This window comes from Nonomuraea indica, assembly GCF_002850745.1.
In the GTDB taxonomy this organism is placed as follows: domain Bacteria; phylum Actinomycetota; class Actinomycetes; order Streptosporangiales; family Streptosporangiaceae; genus Nonomuraea; species Nonomuraea indica.
In genome coordinates this window covers 225,091-241,864 of record NZ_KZ559471.1, presented here as the reverse complement: position 1 = coordinate 241,864, position 16,774 = coordinate 225,091, and the positions used below count along the sequence as shown (strand labels likewise).

The 16,774-nt window shown below is 73.6% G+C and carries 16 protein-coding genes and 1 pseudogene; 10 read left to right on the top strand and 7 right to left on the bottom strand.

Annotated features, from left to right (window positions below; genetic code table 11):
• Nucleotides 1-28: 28 nt before the first annotated feature.
• On the bottom strand, nucleotides 29-634 hold the full coding sequence (locus tag CXR44_RS17845; protein WP_245899236.1) for a DinB family protein: 606 nt from the start codon (nucleotides 632-634) through the stop codon (nucleotides 29-31).
• Nucleotides 635-767: 133 nt separating this feature from the next.
• Nucleotides 768-1,889, bottom strand: coding sequence for a glycosyltransferase family 4 protein (locus CXR44_RS17840; protein WP_101787193.1), 1,122 nt, complete (start codon nucleotides 1,887-1,889; stop codon nucleotides 768-770).
• Nucleotides 1,890-1,927: 38 nt separating this feature from the next.
• On the opposite strand from CXR44_RS17840, the gene CXR44_RS17835 reads away from it, so the two are divergent.
• The 4 genes from CXR44_RS17835 to CXR44_RS17820 all read left to right on the top strand — a co-directional run bounded on the left by CXR44_RS17835 (nucleotide 1,928) and on the right by CXR44_RS17820 (nucleotide 8,066).
• Nucleotides 1,928-2,746 carry a PIG-L deacetylase family protein gene (locus CXR44_RS17835; RefSeq protein ID WP_245899235.1) on the top strand — a complete coding sequence of 273 codons (819 nt, stop codon included), beginning with the start codon at nucleotides 1,928-1,930 and terminating at the stop codon, nucleotides 2,744-2,746.
• Nucleotides 2,747-2,795: 49 nt separating this feature from the next.
• Nucleotides 2,796-3,854: a lysylphosphatidylglycerol synthase transmembrane domain-containing protein gene (locus tag CXR44_RS17830; protein ID WP_101787191.1), complete on the top strand. Its 1,059-nt coding sequence runs from the start codon at nucleotides 2,796-2,798 to the stop codon at nucleotides 3,852-3,854.
• Between the two features lie 63 nt (nucleotides 3,855-3,917).
• Nucleotides 3,918-7,325, top strand: coding sequence for an ATP-binding protein (locus tag CXR44_RS17825; RefSeq protein WP_101787190.1), 3,408 nt, complete (start codon nucleotides 3,918-3,920; stop codon nucleotides 7,323-7,325).
• Nucleotides 7,326-7,535: 210 nt separating this feature from the next.
• Nucleotides 7,536-8,066 (top strand): DedA family protein, encoded by a 531-nt coding sequence (locus tag CXR44_RS17820; protein WP_101787189.1) that lies wholly within the window; start codon nucleotides 7,536-7,538, stop codon nucleotides 8,064-8,066.
• A gap of 20 nt (nucleotides 8,067-8,086) precedes the next feature.
• Here CXR44_RS17820 and CXR44_RS17815 read toward each other — a convergent pair whose 3' ends face one another.
• Entirely contained in the window at nucleotides 8,087-8,284 is a 198-nt protein-coding gene (locus CXR44_RS17815) for a YegP family protein (protein ID WP_101787188.1), read from the bottom strand.
• A gap of 113 nt (nucleotides 8,285-8,397) precedes the next feature.
• Here CXR44_RS17815 and CXR44_RS17810 point away from each other — a divergent pair, with 113 nt between their 5' ends.
• Together CXR44_RS17810 and CXR44_RS17805 are read left to right on the top strand one after the other, a co-directional pair.
• The gene (locus tag CXR44_RS17810; protein ID WP_101787187.1) at nucleotides 8,398-9,240 is read left to right on the top strand and encodes a D-alanyl-D-alanine carboxypeptidase family protein; all 843 of its coding nucleotides are present in this window, start codon (nucleotides 8,398-8,400) and stop codon (nucleotides 9,238-9,240) included.
• A gap of 402 nt (nucleotides 9,241-9,642) precedes the next feature.
• Nucleotides 9,643-10,257: a hypothetical protein gene (locus tag CXR44_RS17805; RefSeq protein ID WP_101787186.1), complete on the top strand. Its 615-nt coding sequence runs from the start codon at nucleotides 9,643-9,645 to the stop codon at nucleotides 10,255-10,257.
• A 232-nt stretch (nucleotides 10,258-10,489) separates the two neighbouring features.
• On the opposite strand, the gene CXR44_RS17800 is transcribed toward CXR44_RS17805, so the two are convergent.
• On the bottom strand, nucleotides 10,490-10,987 hold the full coding sequence (locus tag CXR44_RS17800) for a winged helix-turn-helix transcriptional regulator (RefSeq protein WP_101787185.1): 498 nt from the start codon (nucleotides 10,985-10,987) through the stop codon (nucleotides 10,490-10,492).
• Between the two features lie 100 nt (nucleotides 10,988-11,087).
• Between CXR44_RS17800 and CXR44_RS17795 the strand changes: the two genes are divergently transcribed.
• From CXR44_RS17795 to CXR44_RS17785, 3 genes are all read left to right on the top strand, one after another.
• Nucleotides 11,088-12,548 (top strand): MFS transporter, encoded by a 1,461-nt coding sequence (locus CXR44_RS17795; protein ID WP_101787184.1) that lies wholly within the window; start codon nucleotides 11,088-11,090, stop codon nucleotides 12,546-12,548.
• Nucleotides 12,545-13,030, top strand: a complete 486-nt coding sequence (locus CXR44_RS17790) for a pyridoxamine 5'-phosphate oxidase family protein (protein WP_101787183.1) — start codon at nucleotides 12,545-12,547, stop codon at nucleotides 13,028-13,030. Before CXR44_RS17795 ends, CXR44_RS17790 begins: the two co-directional genes overlap by 4 nt.
• A 202-nt stretch (nucleotides 13,031-13,232) precedes the next feature.
• Nucleotides 13,233-14,714, top strand: a complete 1,482-nt coding sequence (locus tag CXR44_RS17785; protein ID WP_101787182.1) for an MFS transporter — start codon at nucleotides 13,233-13,235, stop codon at nucleotides 14,712-14,714.
• A 73-nt stretch (nucleotides 14,715-14,787) separates the two neighbouring features.
• On the opposite strand, the gene CXR44_RS17780 is transcribed toward CXR44_RS17785, so the two are convergent.
• Both CXR44_RS17780 and CXR44_RS17775 read right to left on the bottom strand, forming a co-directional pair.
• Nucleotides 14,788-15,051, bottom strand: a complete 264-nt coding sequence (locus tag CXR44_RS17780) for a DUF4235 domain-containing protein (RefSeq protein ID WP_101787181.1) — start codon at nucleotides 15,049-15,051, stop codon at nucleotides 14,788-14,790.
• Nucleotides 15,052-15,208: 157 nt separating this feature from the next.
• Nucleotides 15,209-15,853 carry a TetR/AcrR family transcriptional regulator gene (locus CXR44_RS17775; RefSeq protein WP_101787180.1) on the bottom strand — a complete coding sequence of 215 codons (645 nt, stop codon included), beginning with the start codon at nucleotides 15,851-15,853 and terminating at the stop codon, nucleotides 15,209-15,211.
• A gap of 133 nt (nucleotides 15,854-15,986) precedes the next feature.
• Here CXR44_RS17775 and CXR44_RS17770 point away from each other — a divergent pair, with 133 nt between their 5' ends.
• Nucleotides 15,987-16,439: a winged helix DNA-binding protein gene (locus CXR44_RS17770; protein ID WP_101787179.1), complete on the top strand. Its 453-nt coding sequence runs from the start codon at nucleotides 15,987-15,989 to the stop codon at nucleotides 16,437-16,439.
• 56 nt (nucleotides 16,440-16,495) lie between these two features.
• Here CXR44_RS17770 and CXR44_RS40175 read toward each other — a convergent pair.
• Nucleotides 16,496-16,774, bottom strand: a pseudogene (locus CXR44_RS40175) (DUF7158 domain-containing protein); the annotation flags it as partial.

Below are 16,774 nucleotides of genomic sequence, written 5' to 3'. Positions count from 1 at the left end.
GAGCCGGCCCGGCGGACGCGTCGCGGCGCTACTGGCCGACGCGGCCGTCGATGCGCTCGCGCAGGAGGTCGGCGTGGCCGCAGTGCCGCGCGTACTCCACGATCTGCGCCACCAGCATGTCGCGCAGCTGCAGGTTCGCCCCGTCGGGGCCGAGGTCGGAGACTCCGGCGTTCCAGGTGCCGAGGTCGGCGACACCGGCCACGAACCGGTCGGTGAGCTCCACCTCGGCCCGCCACTGCCGGAAGGCGTCCGCGACGACGTCCGGGTCGGCGGTCGCGCCGTTCCAGTCGCCGTCACGGTCCTCGTCGGTGCAGTAGAGCTTCGGAGCGTCCTCGCCGGCCATGACGCGGCGAAGATGACGCTCCCCCTCCGCCAGGTGCCGCACCAGCCCGAGCAGGGACATCGTGGACGGTGGGACGGATCGCCGGGAGAGCTGCTCGGCGTCCAGGCCCGCGCATTTCATCTCCAGGGTGAGGCGGTAGTGGCGGAGATAGTCGAGGAGTACGCCGCGTTCGTCGACGGCCGCGGCGGCGGTTTCGCGCGGGTCGTCGTCGGGGTCGACCCACATGTCGAGGTAGACGGTCGACTTCGTCCACCGCGCGGGGACGGGCTCACTCGCATCCGAGGTGGTCACCTCGGCATCGTCGGTCATCGGACCGGCGGGCGCCACCGAATATCCGGCGGCGGCCTGGATGGCCGCCGGCGCCGGGGCCGCCTGTCCGCGCCGTCGCCGGATCGAGACCGTCATCGCGTGGGCGAGGCCGCTCTCAGCCTCGGGCTCCGCGGCGCTCCGCCGTACGGACGGCCTGCTCGTACGCGCGGTCGAACCCGTCGAGGACGGCGGGCCACGATCCCGCCGCCGGCGGCGTGGCCCGGTTGTGCGCGGTGATCCGCTCGCGCAGCGCGGCGTCGGTGGCCAGGCGGGCCACGGCCTCGGCCAGCGCGCCCAGGTCGCGGCCGAGCAGCCCCTCGGTGCCGTGCGTGACGAAGTCGGCGACGCCGCTCTGCGATCTGGCCACCACGGGCAGCCCCGCGGCGCGCGCCTCCAGGGCCGCGATACCGAACGACTCGCGCGGCGCCGGGGCCACGAACACGTCGGCCGACTCGAGCACCTTGGCGATCTGCTCGCGGCTGTAGCGGCCGGGCAGCGACACCCAGTCGGTCATGCCGTGCCTGGCCAGGTAGCGCTCCATCGAGGCGCGGGCCGGGCCGTCGCCGACCACGGTGGCACGCAGCGGGATGTGCGCCGGGACGCGGGCGCGGGCCGCGCCGAGCAGCCTGAGCAGGCGTACCGGCTGCTTGCGCGGCGCCAGCCGGCCGACCGCCACGATGTGCACCTCGTCACGCGGGTCGGCGGCGGGCGGTACCCCGGTCGCCGGGGAGGCGCGCCAGGCCGACAGGTCGAGGCCGTTGGAGACCACGTGCACCGGCACGCCGCGGCCCGCCACCGAGCGGATGGGGACCGCGGCGGCGGTGCTGACCGTGGTGGCGACCAGCCCCCACCGCTGCCAGCCGTACGCCGCGCCGAGCAGCCGGTGGACGAGCCGGGTGAGCGGGTCCCACATGCTGTGCACGGTCACCACGCACGGCAGCCCGGCGCGGACGGCCGCGCGCACGCCCATCCAGGCGAACGGCGAGACCGCGCCGGCGTGCACGTGCACCACGTCGGGCCGCGAGGACGTCATGCGCCGTGTGAGATGCCCCACCCCGAACGGGTGCACCGGCAGGTCGAAGGGCATGCGGGCGACGACGCGGTGGACGCCGGGCAGCGCCTCGCCCCGGGTCGCGGTCGCCACCTCGACCTCGTGGCCGGCCTGCCGCTGCATCCGCACCAGGTCGGCGACCTGGACCTCGATGCCCCCGAGCCGCGGCAGGTAACAGTCACTCACGTGAAAGATCCGCACCCCTCCCAGACTAATCTGGGCGTGTGCCTCCACGTACCGCTGTGTTCTTCCATGCCCACCCCGACGACGAGGCCCTGCTGACGGCGGGCACGATGGCGATGCTCGCGGCCGAGGGGCACCGCGTGGTGCTCGTGGTCGCCACCGCGGGCGAGCGCGGCCTGGCCGAGATGGAGCCCGGCGAGGAGCTGGGGCGGACCCGGCTCAAGGAGCTGTACGAGTCGGCCGCGCTGCTCGGCTGCGCCCGGGTGGAGTGCCTGGGCTACGGCGACTCGGGCCTGAGCCCCAAGGGCGGCGTCGCCGAGGAACGCCCCGACAACGCCTTCATCGACGCCGACACCGAGGAGGCGGCCGGCCGCCTGGCCGCGATCCTGCGCGAGGAGGACGCCGACCTGCTGTCGATCTACGACCCGGCCGGCGGCTACGGGCATCCCGACCACGTGCAGGTGCACCGGGTGGGGCGGCGGGCCGCGGAGCTCGCCGGCACGGAGATCGTGCTGGAGGCGACGGTCAACCGCGACCCCCTGCTGCGGCTGCTGCGGCTGGCGGGCAAGGTCTACCGGTTCCCGCCGGAGTTCGACGTGCGCACGTTCGAGAGCGCCTACTCGCCGGGGGAGGTCATCACCCACCGGGTGAACGTCCGCAGGTACGCCCGGCAGAAGCGGGCCGCCATGTCGGCGCACGCCTCGCAGGCGACCGGCGGCGACAGCGACCGCACCCTCGCCGTGCTGCTCAAGGTGCCGGGCCCGCTGTACCGGCTGGTGTTCGGCACCGAGTGGTACGTCCGCCGCGACCTGCCGCCGGGCACCCGCCTGAGTCACCCTCTGGACCGATGGCCCAGATGAGACCTGAGGGTGATCCGCGGTCGCCGCGCGCCGGGCAGACTGAGGCCCGATGAGGAACAAGTGGCTCCAGATCGCGTTGTCCGTGCTGTCGCTCGCGCTGGCGGTGGCGCTCGTCGTCTACCTGCCGCAGATCGTGCAGGCGCTCACCGGCAAGGAGGTGTCCTGGCGCGACGTCGGCGCGGTGTTCGCCACGCTCAGCCCCGGCGTGGTGGCGCTGATGGCGGCGACGTGGCTGCTCAGCCTGCTCGCCTACACGTTCGTGCTGACCGGGTCGCTGCCGGGGCTCGGGCGGCTGCAGGCGCTGACGCTCAACGCGGCGGGCAGCGCGGTGAGCAACCTGCTGCCGTTCGGCGGCGCGGCGGGGGTGGCGCTGACCTTCGCGATGACGCGGAGCTGGGGGTTCGCCAACCGCTCGATCGTGGTGATGACGCTCGTCAGCGGCATCTGGAACACGTTGTTCAGGTTCGTCCTGCCGGCTGTCGGCATCATGGCGCTGCTGCTGGCGGGCCAGGTGCCCAACCCGCAGGTGGCGCGGGCCGGGTGGGTGGGCGCCGGGTCCATCCTGGTGCTGTGCGCGGTGGTGGCCGCCGCCCTCTACTGGGACCGCGCCGCCGCGCTGCTGGGCCGGGGCCTCGACGGGCTCGCCCGGCTGGTGCGGCTGCGGGCGCGTCCTTCCGGGGCGCTCGACCGGCTGCGCGCGGACACCGCCGGCATCGTCCACACCCGCTGGCCGGGTCTGTCGCTGGGGATGGTGTTCTTCCTCGGGTTCCAGTGGGTGATCATGGTGGTCTGCATGCGGGCCACCGGCGCCTATCCCGGGCTGGCCGAGTCGATCGCCGTCTTCGCCCTGTCGCGGGTGCTGACCACCGCGCTGGTCACCCCCAGCGGTGCGGGGATCATGGAGGGCGGGGTCGCCGCCCTGCTGATCGTCTTCGGGGTGGGCACCCCTCAGGCGACGGCCACCGCACTGCTTTTCGGCTTCTGGACTTACACTATCGAGATCCCGTTCGGCGGCCTGGCTCTGGGCGCGTGGGCACTCCTGCGCAGGCGTGATGGCCGTGGCGCCGCCACGGAGCCCCCGTCCGCGATACCGAAGGCCACCCAGTGACGATCCCAAACAGAACACAGACCTTGTGCGTGATTCGGAAGCCCGCATAGCGTGGCGGCTGACATGGTGGCGTTCCGGGTTCTGGGGCCAGTCGAGGCGTACGGCGACGACGAACTCGACCTCGGCGGGTTGCGGCAGCGGGCCGTCCTCGCCCGGCTCCTCGTTGCCAGAGGGCAGGTCGTGCCGGTCGACACGCTCCTGTACGACCTGTGGGACGACGACACGGCCAAGGGGGCTCAGTCCGGTCTTCAGGTCTACATCTCGCGGCTGCGCCGGGTGCTCGAGCCGGGCCGGCCGCGCGGCGGCCCCAACCGGCTGCTGGTGACGGTCGCCTCCGGCTACGCGCTGCGGGTGGCGCCCGACCAGGTCGACGCGCTCAGGTTCGAGCAGCTGGTCCGGGCCGCGGGCGAGCATCTGGAGGAGGGCGACCCGCAGTCGGCGCGCGGCCGCCTGGAGAAGGCGCTCGGCCTGTGGCGGGGCACCCCCTACTCCGACTTCGCCGACCAGCCGTGGGCCGAGGCGGAGGTCAACCGGCTCACCGAGCTGAGGCTGGTGGCGCGCGAACGCCACGCCGACACCGGGCTGCGTCTCGCCATGCCCGCCGAGACCGTGCCCGACCTGGAGGCGCTCACCTCCGAGCATCCACTGCGCGAGGAGGGCTGGCGGCTGCTCGCGCTGGGCCTCTACCGGTGCGGCCGGCAGGGCGACGCGCTGGCCGCGCTGCGCCGGGCGCGCAACATGCTGGCCGACGAGCTGGGCATCGACCCGGGGCCGGCGCTGCGCAAGCTGGAGTCCGACATCCTCGCCCAGTCGCCGGAGTTGGAGCTGGTGCCGCCCCAGCGGCCGGCGCGGGCCGTGCCGGCCGCCGACACCTGGCCGCCGCGACCGGCCGCGGCCGTGGAGCCGCCGCCGCTGGAGCCCGAGCCGTTCGTCGGCCGCGAGGCCGAGCTGGCCCGGCTCACGTCGGCCGCGGCGCGCACCGGCAGGTTCCAGGTGGCGATCGTCACCGGCGTCGCGGGCGCCGGCAAGACGACTCTGCTGCGCCGCCTGCAGAGCGGGCTGGCCGGCGACGGCTGGATCACCGCGTCGGGCGCCTGCCCCGACTCCAGTGCCACGCCGCCCGGCTGGGCGTGGGTGGAGATCCTGCGCTCGCTCGTCGGCGTGACGGGGGCGGGCGAGTACGCCCAGCTCCTGGCGCCGCTGCTGGACGACGCCGCCCCCGACCCCGATGACGACGAGGTGTCGGGCGGGTTCCGCCTGCACCGCGCGGTCGGCGGCTACCTCGCCGGGGTGGCGCGCCGCGCGCCGGTGCTGCTGACCCTCGAAGACCTGCACTGGGCCGACGACCAGACGCTCGCCCTGCTGCGCGCTCTGCCGAGCCTGCTCGCGACCAGCCGGGTGCTGCTCGTGGTCACCTGCCGCGAGAGCGAGCTGGACGACCGCCAGTCCGACGTGCTGGCCGCGCTCGCCCGGCTCGGCCCGGTACGCGTGGGGCTGTCCGGCCTCGACCCGAAGGCCGTGGCCGAGCTGGTCCGGGCGACCTGCGTGCGCGAGATCGACGAGGACGCCGTCGAGTCGATCGTCGAGCGGACCGCCGGAAACCCGTTCTTCGTCCGCGAGACCGTGCGGCTGCTCGACTCCGAGGCCGCCGCCGACCGGGCCAGCGCGGCCGAGGTGCTGTCGCGGGTTCCGTCGGGCGTGCGCGACGTGCTGCGGCGGCGCATCTCGCGGCTGCCCGCCGGCGCCCAGCAGATCCTGCTGCAGGCCGCGGTGATCGGCCGTGACGTGGACGTGGACGTGCTGGTCGACGTGGCCGGTGACATGGAGCGCAGAAGCTCGCGTGCGGACGGTGACGCCGGTGACGAGCGCGGCGGGCGCGGTGACAGCACGGACGCCGTGGTGGAGGCGGTGGAGGCGGCGCTGCTGGCCGGTCTGGTGACCGAGCCCGGCCCCGGTCTGCTCAGGTTCGACCACGACCTGGTCCGCGACACCATCTACTCCGACGCCTCGCGGCTGCGCCGCACCCGGCTGCACGCGGCCGTGGCCGCGGTCATCGAACGGCGGGCGCCGTCCGACGTGGCCGCGCTCGCCCACCACTACTACGCCGCCGACGCGGCCGAGAAGGCCGTCCACTACGCGGGTTTAGCGGCCGAGCAGGCCGAGCGCCGCTTCGCGCATCGCGAGGCGGCGACGTTGTGGGAGCAGGCCATCGCCGCGTTCAGCCGGACGGGCGGCGACACCAAGGACCGGCTGCAGCTCATGCTGCGCCGCATCCGGGCCCTGGCGCTGTGCGGTGACATGGCGGCGGCCCGGCTGCTGCGCCGCGAGGCGATGGACGCCGCGCTGCCGCTCGGTGACCTGGAGATCACCGCGCGGGTGGCGGCGTCGCTGGCCGTGCCGCACAAGGGCATGGCCCGCGATTTCACCCGCACCGCGTGGGAGATCGTCGACGTCACCGAGAAGGCGCTGATGGAGCTGCCGGAGGGCGAGCAGACGCTGCGTGCCAGCCTGCTCACCACGCTGGCGCTGGAGCTGGAGGGGTCCTCCTCGCCGGAGCGGGGCCGGCAGGCGTCGCTGGAGGCGCTGGAGCTCGCCCGGCAGAGCGGCGACCCGGTGCTGCTCGCCGCCGCGCTCAGCGGGCGGCTGCGGCAGTCCTACGACATCCCGGCCGTGGACACGCGCGAGGGCATCGGGCGCGAGCTGCTGGAGGTCGCGCAGCGGTCCGGGCAGATGGCCACCCAGGCGCTGGCGCACCTGGTGCTGCTGGAGTGCGCCGCGGCCCGCGGCGAGTTCGCCGTGGCCGACGAGCACGCCGCGGCGGCCGACCGGCTGGCCCGCCAGTACGACCTGTCGGCGCCGGCGGCGGTGTGCGCCTGGTACTCCGGGCAGCGGCTGATGATCGCCGGTGACTGGGCCGGGGCCGAGCGGGCCTACCGTGAGGCGGCCCGGATGACGGCCCGGGCCGGCATGCTGGAGGGCCGCCAGGACCTGCCGCTGATCACCATGTTCTGCCTGCACCTGGTCGACGGCCGGGCGGCCGGGATGGTCGAGGCGCTGGGCGAGGCTCACCAGCGCGGCGCCAAGTGGACGCTCGACGCCTACGCGCTGGCGCTGGCCTCGGCGGGTCACCTCGCCGACGCCAAGGCGGTGGCGGCCGTCCGGCCGCCGGTGCGGCCCGACTTCCTGTACGAGCTGGCGATGACGTGGCGGGCGCTGGCCGGGATGCTGCTCGACGACCGGGAGCGGATGGTCGACTGCTACGACAAGCTCAAGCCGTTCGCCGACCGGGTGGCGGGCGCCGGCACCGGCGTCGTGGCGCTGTGGCCGGTGGCGCTGACACTGGGCGACCTGGCCGTCCGGCTGGGTCAGCCCGACGCGGCGCGCGAGCACTACGCCAAGGCGCTGGAGGTGGCCGAACGGGTCGGCGTGCCCCGCTGGGTGGAGGCGGCGCGGCGGTCCGCCGGCGTGTGACGCCGTGGTGGCCAGTGCCACTGTGCTTCTCGTCACCATGATCAGCGCTCCTCCCTCGACCGCCTTTAAGGTGGAGAGGAGGGTGGTTGTGGCCCGCTTGTCCGCGCGCGCGCCGTTTGCGGAGACCGTGCGGTCCGGCATGGCGACCTTTGACGCCTTGAACTAAGGTTAGGCTGACCTTTGTACTCCCAGGGGTGGTGATGTTCTCCGATGTGGCGTCCGGTCCTCGCCGTCCCCGCCCCCACCGAGCCGTTCTGGCTGGGCCTGCCGTACTGGCTGGTGGGCGTCATCCTGATCATCGCTCTCTTCGGAGCGTTCCAGGTCTACTACTGGGTGGGGCGCCGGCTCGGTGAGCGGCTCTACGACTCGCGCATCGGGGTCAAGCTGGGCCGGGAGCGCATCGGCAAGGTCGAGGCCATCGTGCAGCGGTGGGGGGCGCTGGCCGTCTACGGGTGCTTCTGGGTGCCGATGCTGCGGCACACCCTGCCGTGGGTGGCGGGCGCGCTGCGGGTCTCCTATCCGTGGTACGTGGTGGCCAGCGCGCTCGGCTGCCTGACCTGGGCCCCGATGTGGTGGTTCGGTCTGACGGCGCTGGTGTGGGGCTGGCTGCAACTGGCGGCCCAGTCGCCGGTGGCGGCCGGCGGGGTGGCGGTGCTGGCGGCCGCCGGCGCGGCCGTGCTCGTCGCCCGGCGCCGCCGCAGGCGGGCCGCGAGAGCGGAGGCGGAGTCGCTGTCCCGCTGACGCCCGCCGGCTCCGGGGTGTCAGGTGGCCGTCGCGGGGACGGTGCGGTCGTCGATCGTGGCGTCCGCGGCGATCCGGCGGACCGATTCGATGCCGTTCACGCAGGCCGGCTTCGTCCGGAACGGCGCGCTGACGGCGACGGTCTGGCCGTTGGCCGCGACCAGCGCGAAGCGGAAGTCGCCCCGCTCGTCCTTGGTGATCACATACCTGCCCGCCATGGTCTCCCCCGTTCGCCGGCGTAACAGCGGTTTACCCCGGCCTGACGGCGTTTTCGCGGCTATGAGGTCAAGTTCGGCAAACCGCGCCTTGATCACCTGCGACCATGTCTGTCATGCGCATCGGTGCTCTCCTCGGTTCCGCCGTTCTCACTCTGGTCATCGGCCTGGTCTCGCCCTCGGCGGCGGCACGGGCGGCGGACGTCCCCGCGGTCGGGGCGAAGACGGCGTACATGGTCGACTCGGCCGGAACGATTCACTACGCCAAGCGGCAGACGCGCCGGGTGCCCGTCGCGAGCCTCGTCAAGGTCATGACGGCGTACGTGGTGCTGCGCGAGGCGCAGCTCGGCGAGCGGATCGAGGTGACCGCCGCCGACGTGCGCTATGCGGCGAGCAACGGAGCCACCACCGCGGCGCTGGCCAAGGGCGAGCGGCTCACGGTCCGCGACTTGCTCTACGGTCTGATGCTGCCGTCGGGCGCCGACGCGGCCAACGCCCTGGCCCGCAGGTACGGGCCCGGCAAGACGGCGTTCGTGGCCAAGATGAACGCCACGGCCCGGCGCCTCGGCCTGAACGACACCCGCTACACCAACGCCGACGGCCTCCCCTCGCCGTCGGGCGCCTATTCCACGGCCGTCGACCAGGTGAAGCTGGCCAAGATCGCACTTGAGGACGATACGTTCCGGACGATCGTGTCGCGCGAGGTGCACAAGGTGGCCCGGTCGTCGCTCCAGCGTGCGCACACCTGGCGCAACACCAACAAGCTGCTGCAGTCGGCCGACGGTGTGCTGGGCGTCAAGACGGGTTACACCAGCGCGGCGGGCTTCTGCCTGCTGTTCGCGGGTGAGCGCGGAGGCCGGCGGGTGATCGGCGTGCTTCTCGGCGACCAGGACGCCCGCCGTTTCAGCACGGCGGAGCGGCTGCTCGACCACGCCGGCGAGCAGATCGCCGGGAGCTGACCCGATAGTGACAGCGAATTGCGGCTTTTGAGCGATCTGAATACGGGGACAAGGTCCGAAGAAGCGCGGTAAGCGACCGAGGAAGCACAGCGCGCCGAATTCCGCCGCACATCCCGCATGTCGCTTGACACCGTATTCGTTGTCGCTTTTTCACCTTTGTTTTCCCTGTATGGGGAAGTCCATTTCGGCGTGGCGTCGTCGTGATTGTCGCAGCGACTGTAAGCATCTTTACCGTCACGCTGGGTCGCCAGCGGGCAGGCATGGGCCGTCTTCCGGCCAGTGGTCAGCCGCGGTCACGGCCGCGCTCCGAAAGAAACGGTACCTTCTATGTTCACAGACAAGCCCAGAACGGACTCTTCGGCTACGCGTTCCCGCCCGCGGCGGAACCGGTCGGCGAAGCGCATGGCGATGTTCGCCACGGCCGGCTCGCTCTCCCTGGCCCTTGCCGCCTCGACGTCCCCGGCCGCCGTCGCCGACGACCCCGAGGAGAAGAGCAAGAGCACCTCCACCACGGTCACGACCGTGGACAAGGGCGGCGACCACGGCAGGCAGTGTGAGGCCGGGCACTTCTTCCGGTTCCACAACATCCGCCCGCACAACTTCTTCGTGCCGCGCACCAAGTTCATCGACGGCCCCGGCGGCGAGATGACCGTGACGGTCGAGCGCGAGCACGAGGTCCTCGCGTTCCTGGAACTCGACAAGACCGCGTCGCGCTCCGTCACCATCGAAGACGTGGTCCGCGAGCTGTCGAAGTCGGTCACGCCGCACCTCGAGGTGAGGCACATGGTCTTCACCGGCCACAACTACACGCAGTCGATCAGCGACGGCATGTACGGCAACATGTGGTACCGCGTGTTCGGCTACCGCGTCGGCTGGTCGCAGTGGGCCCAGCTCCGCGACTGCCGCGCATGGAAGGTCTCCACCGGCATCGCCAGCGTCCCGTCACGCGTCGAGGGCTGGCGGTACTGGGAGACCAAGCATCCGAGGCTCTTCGGCCGCAAGCTGTCCGACAAGTAAGGCGACCCGACCCGGACGGTACTGGCACAGGCCCCCGGTGATGGCGGCGACTTCGGTCGCCCGCCGTTCACCGGGGGCCTGCCGCATGTCCGGCCCACCGTTCTCCGGGCCTGCCGCAGGTCCGCGCGGGTCCGGCGGGCTGCCCGGGTCCGCGCCGGTCCGGCAGGCCGCCCGGGTCCGCGCCGGTCCGGCGGGCCGCCCGGGTCCACGCCGGTCCGGCAGGCTGCCTCCGTCAGCGGCGGGCGAGGTCGCCGAGCGCCCGGCGGGCCAGGGCCGCCTGCCGTTCCGCCTCCTCCCGCGCGGCCTGCTCCTCGGCCGCCACCCGGGCGTCGTAGGCGGCCCGCGCCGCCGCGATCTCGCGCTGATGGGTCTCGGTCCAGGTGACCAGGGCGCTGATGGTGTGGTGCAGGGTCGCGCCCAGCGCCGTGAGCTCGTAGTCCACCCGCGGCGGCACGGTGGCGTGCACGGTGCGGCTCACCAGGCCGTCGCGTTCGAGGTGGCGCAGCGTGCGGGTGAGCATGCGCTGGCTCACCCCGTCGATCATCCGTCGCAGCTCGGTGAAGCGCAGGCTGCGCCGGTCGAGCAGGGCGATGACCTGGAGTGACCACTTGTCGGCGATGCGGTCGAGGATCTGCCGCACCTCGCAGTCCTCGCGGGTGTCCCACTGCAGGACGTCGTAGTCGCCGGTATCCCTGCAGTAACCGAGGGACGCCGAAGTGCCGTCTTCCATGGCGTCCCATCCTGACGCACGATGCTGCCGGTATCAAGAAGGAACCGGCATGCGTGAAGAGAACCATGGCCGGTTCCTGGCTGTCGAGAGGAGCCACGTCATGTCCGCAACCCATGCCCGGATGGACGCACGCGCCTGGGGGGTGCTGCTCGTCCTGGCCGGCGCGATCTTCCTGGAGGGGATCGACGTCGCGATGCTCAACGTGGCGCTGCCCGCGATCCGCGCCGACCTCGGACTGTCGACCGGGACGCTGAGCGGGGTGGTCAGCGCCTACGTGCTCGGCTACGCCGGGTTCATGCTGCTCGGCGGCCGGGCCGCCGACCTGCTGGGCCATCGCCGGATGTTCCTGTTGTGGCTGGGCGTCTTCCTGCTGTTCTCCGGGCTCGGCGGCCTGGCGACGGAGGGCTGGATGCTGCTGGCCGCCCGTTTCGTCACCGGCGTCTCCGCCGCGTTCATGACCCCGGCCGGGTTGGCGCTGGTCACCGGGAACTTCCCCGAGGGCCCGCAGCGCACCAGGGCCCTCGGCGTCTACGCCGGCACGGCGGCGGGCGGGTTCTCGCTCGGCCTGGTCGCCGGCGGCCTGCTGGCCTCGATCGGCTGGCGGTGGGTCTTCTTCGCGCCGGTGGTGCTGTCCGCCGTGATCCTCGTGGCCGCTCTGCTGCTGCTCAAGGACGCCGGGACGCCGGAGCGGGCGGCGGGCGGCTTCGACCTGGCCGGCGCGTTCAGCATCACCGGGGCGATGCTGCTGCTGGCGTACGGGGTGGTGCGCCTGGAGGACACCGGCGAGGGCACGGTGGGCACGCTGGGCGTCCTGGCCGCCGGCGCGGCGCTGCTGGGGGTCTTCGTCCTGGTGGAGCGGCGGGCGGCGAACCCGCTGGTGCGGCTGGGCATCCTGCGTTCCGGGCCCCTGGTCCGGGCCAACCTCGGGGCCCTGCTCTTCCTCGGGTCGTTCGCCGGGTTCCAGTTCCTGGCGACGCTGTACCTGCAGGAGCTGCGCGGGTGGAGCGCCCTGCAGACGGGCGTGGCCATGCTGGTCATCGGTGTGGACACCGTCCTCGCGCCGACGCTGACGCCGCGTCTGGTCAACCGGTTCGGCAACGTGCCCGTGCTGCTGGCCGGGCTGGTGGCGGCCGGTGCCGGCTACGCCCTGTTCCTCGGGCTCGACCTCGACTGGACCTACGCGGCGATGCTGCCGACCATGGTCCTGCTCGGCCTGGCCTTCTCGCTGGCGTACGGCCCGCTCACCATGGCGGCCACCGAGGGCGTCGCCGAATCGGAGCAGGGCCTGGCCGGCGGGCTGCTCTACACCTCCTTCCAGTTCGGCACGGCGCTCGGCCTGTCGGCGGTGACCGCGGTGAGCGTGGCCGCCCTCGGCGACGCCACGGCGCCGGAGGCGCGGCTGGAGGCGCTACGGAGCGCGCTGGCCGTTCCGGTCGCCGCGGCGGTGGCCGCCGCGGTGATCACCGCCTTCGGCCTGCGCCGCCGTGCGCGCGGCCGGCGCCTGCCCGAAGCCGGGCCCGCGACCGGGGAGGTCCACGTGGCGGCCGAGGGGGTCCGGTGACCGGCAAGGTGTCCTCGTTCACGGAGATCCACGAGGAGTTCGCCGCCTACATCGGCGACATCGTCTACGCCACCATGACGACCGTGGACGCCAAGGGACGGCCGCGGGCACGGGTGCTGATCCCCGTCTGGGAGGTGGTCGACGGCCGCCCGCTCGGCTGGCTGGCCACGTACCGCACCCCGGTGAAGGCGGCGCACCTGGCGCGGAACCCGCACGCGACGTTCTCCTACTGGACGCACCGGCAGAACGCCGTGGCCGTCGACACCGTGGCCGAGTGGGTGGCCGACGTGGAGGTCACCCGCCGGGTGTGGCGGCTGTACGAGCAGGGCAGCCCGCCAGGGGCGGGCTACGACCTGGGCGCCTTCTGGAGCGGCGTGGACGATCCCGGCCTGCACGTCCTGCGGCTCACGCCGTGGCGCGTCCAGGTCATCCGCGGCCGCGACCTGCGCAGCCGGATCTGGCAGGCGGACGGCACCGCGTGACCGCGTGAGATGCGGGCCGCCTGGCCGACATGGTCCGGCAGGCGGACGGCACCGCGTGACCGTGTGAAATGCGGATCGCGCGGTCGGCGTTGTTCCCTCTGGAGGCGGGTGGCGGGTTGTGGGCCGGAACGCCACGGGAAGCATCGGGTGCCTCCCGGGCGGGGCGGGCGCGTGTCCCGCGGCCGCCGCGGAGGGAGGCCCCATGAACCCCGGACCCGTCCAGGCCGGGCCCGACCCACGCCGGTGGAAGGCCCTCGCGGTCACCCTGGTCGTCGGTTTCATGATCCTGCTCGACGTGACCATCGTGGCCGTGGCGCTGCCGTCCATGCAGCGGGGCCTCGCCGCCTCGCCCGCCGAGGTGCAGTGGGTGGTGTCCGGGTACGCGCTGACGTTCGCGCTCTCACTGGTGCTGGCGGGGCGGTTGGGCGACGCGATCGGGCGGCGGCGCATCTTCCTGACCGCGTTGGGCGCCTTCGTGCTGTGCAGCATGGCGGCGGGGGCCGCGCCGACCGTCGAGCTGCTCGTGGCGGCGCGGCTCGCGCAGGGCGTCGCCGCCGGCTGCCTGGCCCCGCAGAACTCCGCCCTGATCCAGCAGCTCTTCACCGGCGCCGAACGGGGGCGCGCGTTCGGCTTCTTCGGCGCGACCGTCGGGATCTCCAGTGCGGTCGGCCCCGTCACCGGCGGCCTGATTCTCGCGCTCGCGTCCGGCGACGAGGGCTGGCGCTGGATCTTCTTCGTCAACGTGCCGATCGGGGTGGGCGCGCTCGCCCTCGCCGCCCGGCTGCTGCCGGGCGGCCGGGGTGCCCGGCGCGGCTCTCTCGACCTGGTCGGCGTGACCGCGCTGGGCGGCGGCGTGCTCCTCGTCATGCTCCCGCTCGTGCAGGCCGACTCGGGTGGCGTGCACCGCCTGTGGTGGATGTTCCCGGCCGGGGCGGCACTCCTCGCGATCTTCGCGTTGTGGGAGCGGCGGGTCGCGCGCCGGGGCGGCGAACCTCTCCTCGATCCCCGGCTGTTCAGCGAGACCCATGGCTTCGCAGCCGGCGCCGCGCTCGCGGCGGTGTACTTCGTCGGATTCAGCGGGGTCTGGCTGGTCTTCGCGCTCTTCTTCCAGGACGGGCTGGGCTTCTCGCCTCTCGTGTCCGGGCTGTGCGTCACGCCGTTCGCGATCGGGTCGGCCGGCGCGGCGGTCGTCGCCGGTCGGCTGGTGGAACGGCTGGGCCGGCTGCTCACCGTGCTCGGGCTGGCCGGTGTCATGGTGGGGCTGTCGGCGGCGGCCCTGCTGCTGGGCTTCGCCGCACCGCCCGTCGCCGTGTGGGCCGCGGTCCCCGCCCTGCTGGTCGGCGGCATCGGCAGCGGCTTCGTGATCTCGCCCAACGTGACGATGACGCTGAAGGAGGTGCCGGTGCGGATGGCCGGCGCGGCCGGTGGCGCCCTGCAGACCGGGCAGCGCCTCGGCGGGGCGGTCGGCACGGCGGCGTTGCCCGGTCTATACTACCTGGCCCTCGCGTCGAGCGGCGGCGACATCACGGACGCCGTCGCCGTGGCGCTGGGCGCCGCGGTCGCCGCCGTGGCGGTCGCCCTCTCCATCGCGGTGGCGGAGTGGCGGCGCGACGGCCGTGCCGCCGCGGCCCGCCCGCTCCCGCCCGAGGTGACCCACGGGCACACCCACGCCCGCCACGGCTGACCGGACGGGCACCGGCCGGCGGCTCTGCGCGCAGGCGCCGTACGAGCGCACACTGTTTACGGGCTCGGCGGGGTCAGCGCTTCCTTCCGCCGCCGATCTCCCTGCGCCGGAAGGTCTGCGCGCCCGCGCGGTGCACGGCGGCCTTGACCGCGCCGAACAAGGCGCCCTGGATCGCGGCGGCGATGACGACCTCCGCCCAGCCCCGGCCCAGGTCGTCGGCGTCGGGCGCGTCGTCCTGGCCGGAGGCCAGCTTCCAGACCCGCTTGAACAGCGCCGCCGCCAGCGCGCCGCTCAGCATACCCATCCCCAGTGATGTGGCCTTCTCTACAGGTTGCATCTCAACTCCTCACGACGGTGACTGACAGTGCCCCGTGTGAAGGTCCTAAACGCGGCCGGGCTCGACGACGGCGACCGGGTCGTCCTGCCGGCGCTCCCTGTCTCCCGGACGGCTTCGGGACGCGTCGAGCCGGCGGCGGGGGCCCAGGACGTGCGGGCTACCGCGGCGGCCCCTTCACGGTGAGTTCGAGGCTCGCGGGGATGGACCGGTAGGCCTGGTCCAGGCGGGCGAGGAGGGCGGCGCGCCCTCCTGCGGCGTCACCGCGGACCCAGGCACGGGCCGAGACGCTCCAGCAGGTGGTGGTGAGCTGGGCCAGGACGTGGATGCGGAGGTCGTCGGCGTCGAGGCCGAGCTTCCCGGCGAGACAGGAGACCGCCTCGTCCTCGACCCCGGTGCGATAGGAGTCGACGTAGGCCAGGAGCGCCGGGGCGGTGAGGATCAGCCGGCGGGTGGCGACGTAGCGGTCGTCCCAGGCGGGGTCCAGCCGGGTCACCGCGTCCGCCAGGCAGTCGCGCAGCTGGGTGATGACCAGCCCGGACAGCTCGCGCTCGCCCAGGAGGGCCAGGTACGCCGTCCACACCTCGGTCTCGGCTTCGATCGCGACGGCCTCCTTGGCGGGGAAGGCGCGGAAGAAGGTGCTCTTGGAGACCTCCACCTCCTGGACCAGCTCGTCGAGCGTCGTCGCGTCGAACCCCTTCTCGCCGAACATCCGCAGGGCCGCGTCGGCCAGCGCCCGGCGGGTGCGCAGCCGTTTGCGCTCGCGCAGCGGGAGCGAGCGGTCGTCAGGAGGCGAGGCGGTCATGCCGCCCAGCCTAGACGAGGCGAGACCCGGACGCGAACGTGGCTCGCTATCTATTGGGACTTGTGCTCAAACGAGACTCAGTGTCATTATCTACTCGTCGCCGGGAAGCACCGGCGGGAACCAAGGAGCAGACATGACCGTCACCGCACGCCCGGCCGCCCCCCTCTTCGGCACCCAGGTCATCGGCCAGACCGAGAAGGCCCTCAACGCGATCCTGGAGCGGCAGCTGGCCGGGACCGGCCTCACCGAGCCCCAGTGGGTGGCCCTGACGCTGACCGTGGTCGGCGGCGGCGAGCTTGACCGCCCTCAGCTCACCGGCCGGGTCGCCGGGGTCCTGAAGATCGGCGAGGCGCGGGCGGCCGAGATCCTCGGCGAACTGGCCGCCGCGGGTCTGCTGCACGTCCCGGACGAGGGCGCGGCCACCGCCACCGGCGACGGCCAGGCGCTGTGGAGCAGGATCCGCGCCACCATCGGCGAGATCACCCAGCAGCTGTGGGGCGACCTGCCGCAGGACGAACTGGCGACCGCCGGACGGGTCCTCAACACCGTCCTCACCCGTGCGAACACGCTGCTGTCCGCCGCCTGAACCGCCCGGCGACGGGATCTCGGCGACCACGTCGCGGCCGGCCGGATGGCCCTCCGTCAGTGGCGGTGGTGGTTGTCGGGCTGAGTGGGATCGCCGGGGTGCTCCAGCCCCGGCACCAGGCGCAGCCGGTGGGCGCGGGCGTGGTCGAGCCACCGCACGAACGCCAGCCGGCGCGCGGCGTCGAGGAGACCGCCGACTGGGCGGGGCGGGTCCGGCTCACGGCGGGTGATGAGGGTGGCGGTCCAGGGGCCGGCCGTCACGGTCCGGCCCGGCACGGCGGAGCCCAGCGCCCTGGCCAGCTCCGCGGGCAGCGACCCCGGCTCGGCGTCGAACTC

Excerpts from the sequence above, each read along its gene's own strand:
- CXR44_RS17830 (WP_101787191.1), top strand. The coding sequence starts at position 2,796 with ATGAGGAACAAGTGGCTCCAGATCGCGTTGTCCGTGCTGTCGCTCGCG.
- CXR44_RS17825 (WP_101787190.1), top strand. The coding sequence starts at position 3,918 with ATGGTGGCGTTCCGGGTTCTGGGGCCAGTCGAGGCGTACGGCGACGAC.
- CXR44_RS17820 (WP_101787189.1), top strand. The coding sequence starts at position 7,536 with ATGTGGCGTCCGGTCCTCGCCGTCCCCGCCCCCACCGAGCCGTTCTGG.
- CXR44_RS17815 (WP_101787188.1), bottom strand. The coding sequence starts at position 8,284 with ATGGCGGGCAGGTATGTGATCACCAAGGACGAGCGGGGCGACTTCCGC.
- CXR44_RS17810 (WP_101787187.1), top strand. The coding sequence starts at position 8,398 with ATGCGCATCGGTGCTCTCCTCGGTTCCGCCGTTCTCACTCTGGTCATC.
- CXR44_RS17805 (WP_101787186.1), top strand. The coding sequence starts at position 9,643 with ATGGCGATGTTCGCCACGGCCGGCTCGCTCTCCCTGGCCCTTGCCGCC.
- CXR44_RS17800 (WP_101787185.1), bottom strand. The coding sequence starts at position 10,987 with ATGGAAGACGGCACTTCGGCGTCCCTCGGTTACTGCAGGGATACCGGC.
- CXR44_RS17795 (WP_101787184.1), top strand. The coding sequence starts at position 11,088 with ATGTCCGCAACCCATGCCCGGATGGACGCACGCGCCTGGGGGGTGCTG.
- CXR44_RS17785 (WP_101787182.1), top strand. The coding sequence starts at position 13,233 with ATGAACCCCGGACCCGTCCAGGCCGGGCCCGACCCACGCCGGTGGAAG.
- CXR44_RS17780 (WP_101787181.1), bottom strand. The coding sequence starts at position 15,051 with ATGCAACCTGTAGAGAAGGCCACATCACTGGGGATGGGTATGCTGAGC.
- CXR44_RS17775 (WP_101787180.1), bottom strand. The coding sequence starts at position 15,853 with ATGACCGCCTCGCCTCCTGACGACCGCTCGCTCCCGCTGCGCGAGCGC.
- CXR44_RS17770 (WP_101787179.1), top strand. The coding sequence starts at position 15,987 with ATGACCGTCACCGCACGCCCGGCCGCCCCCCTCTTCGGCACCCAGGTC.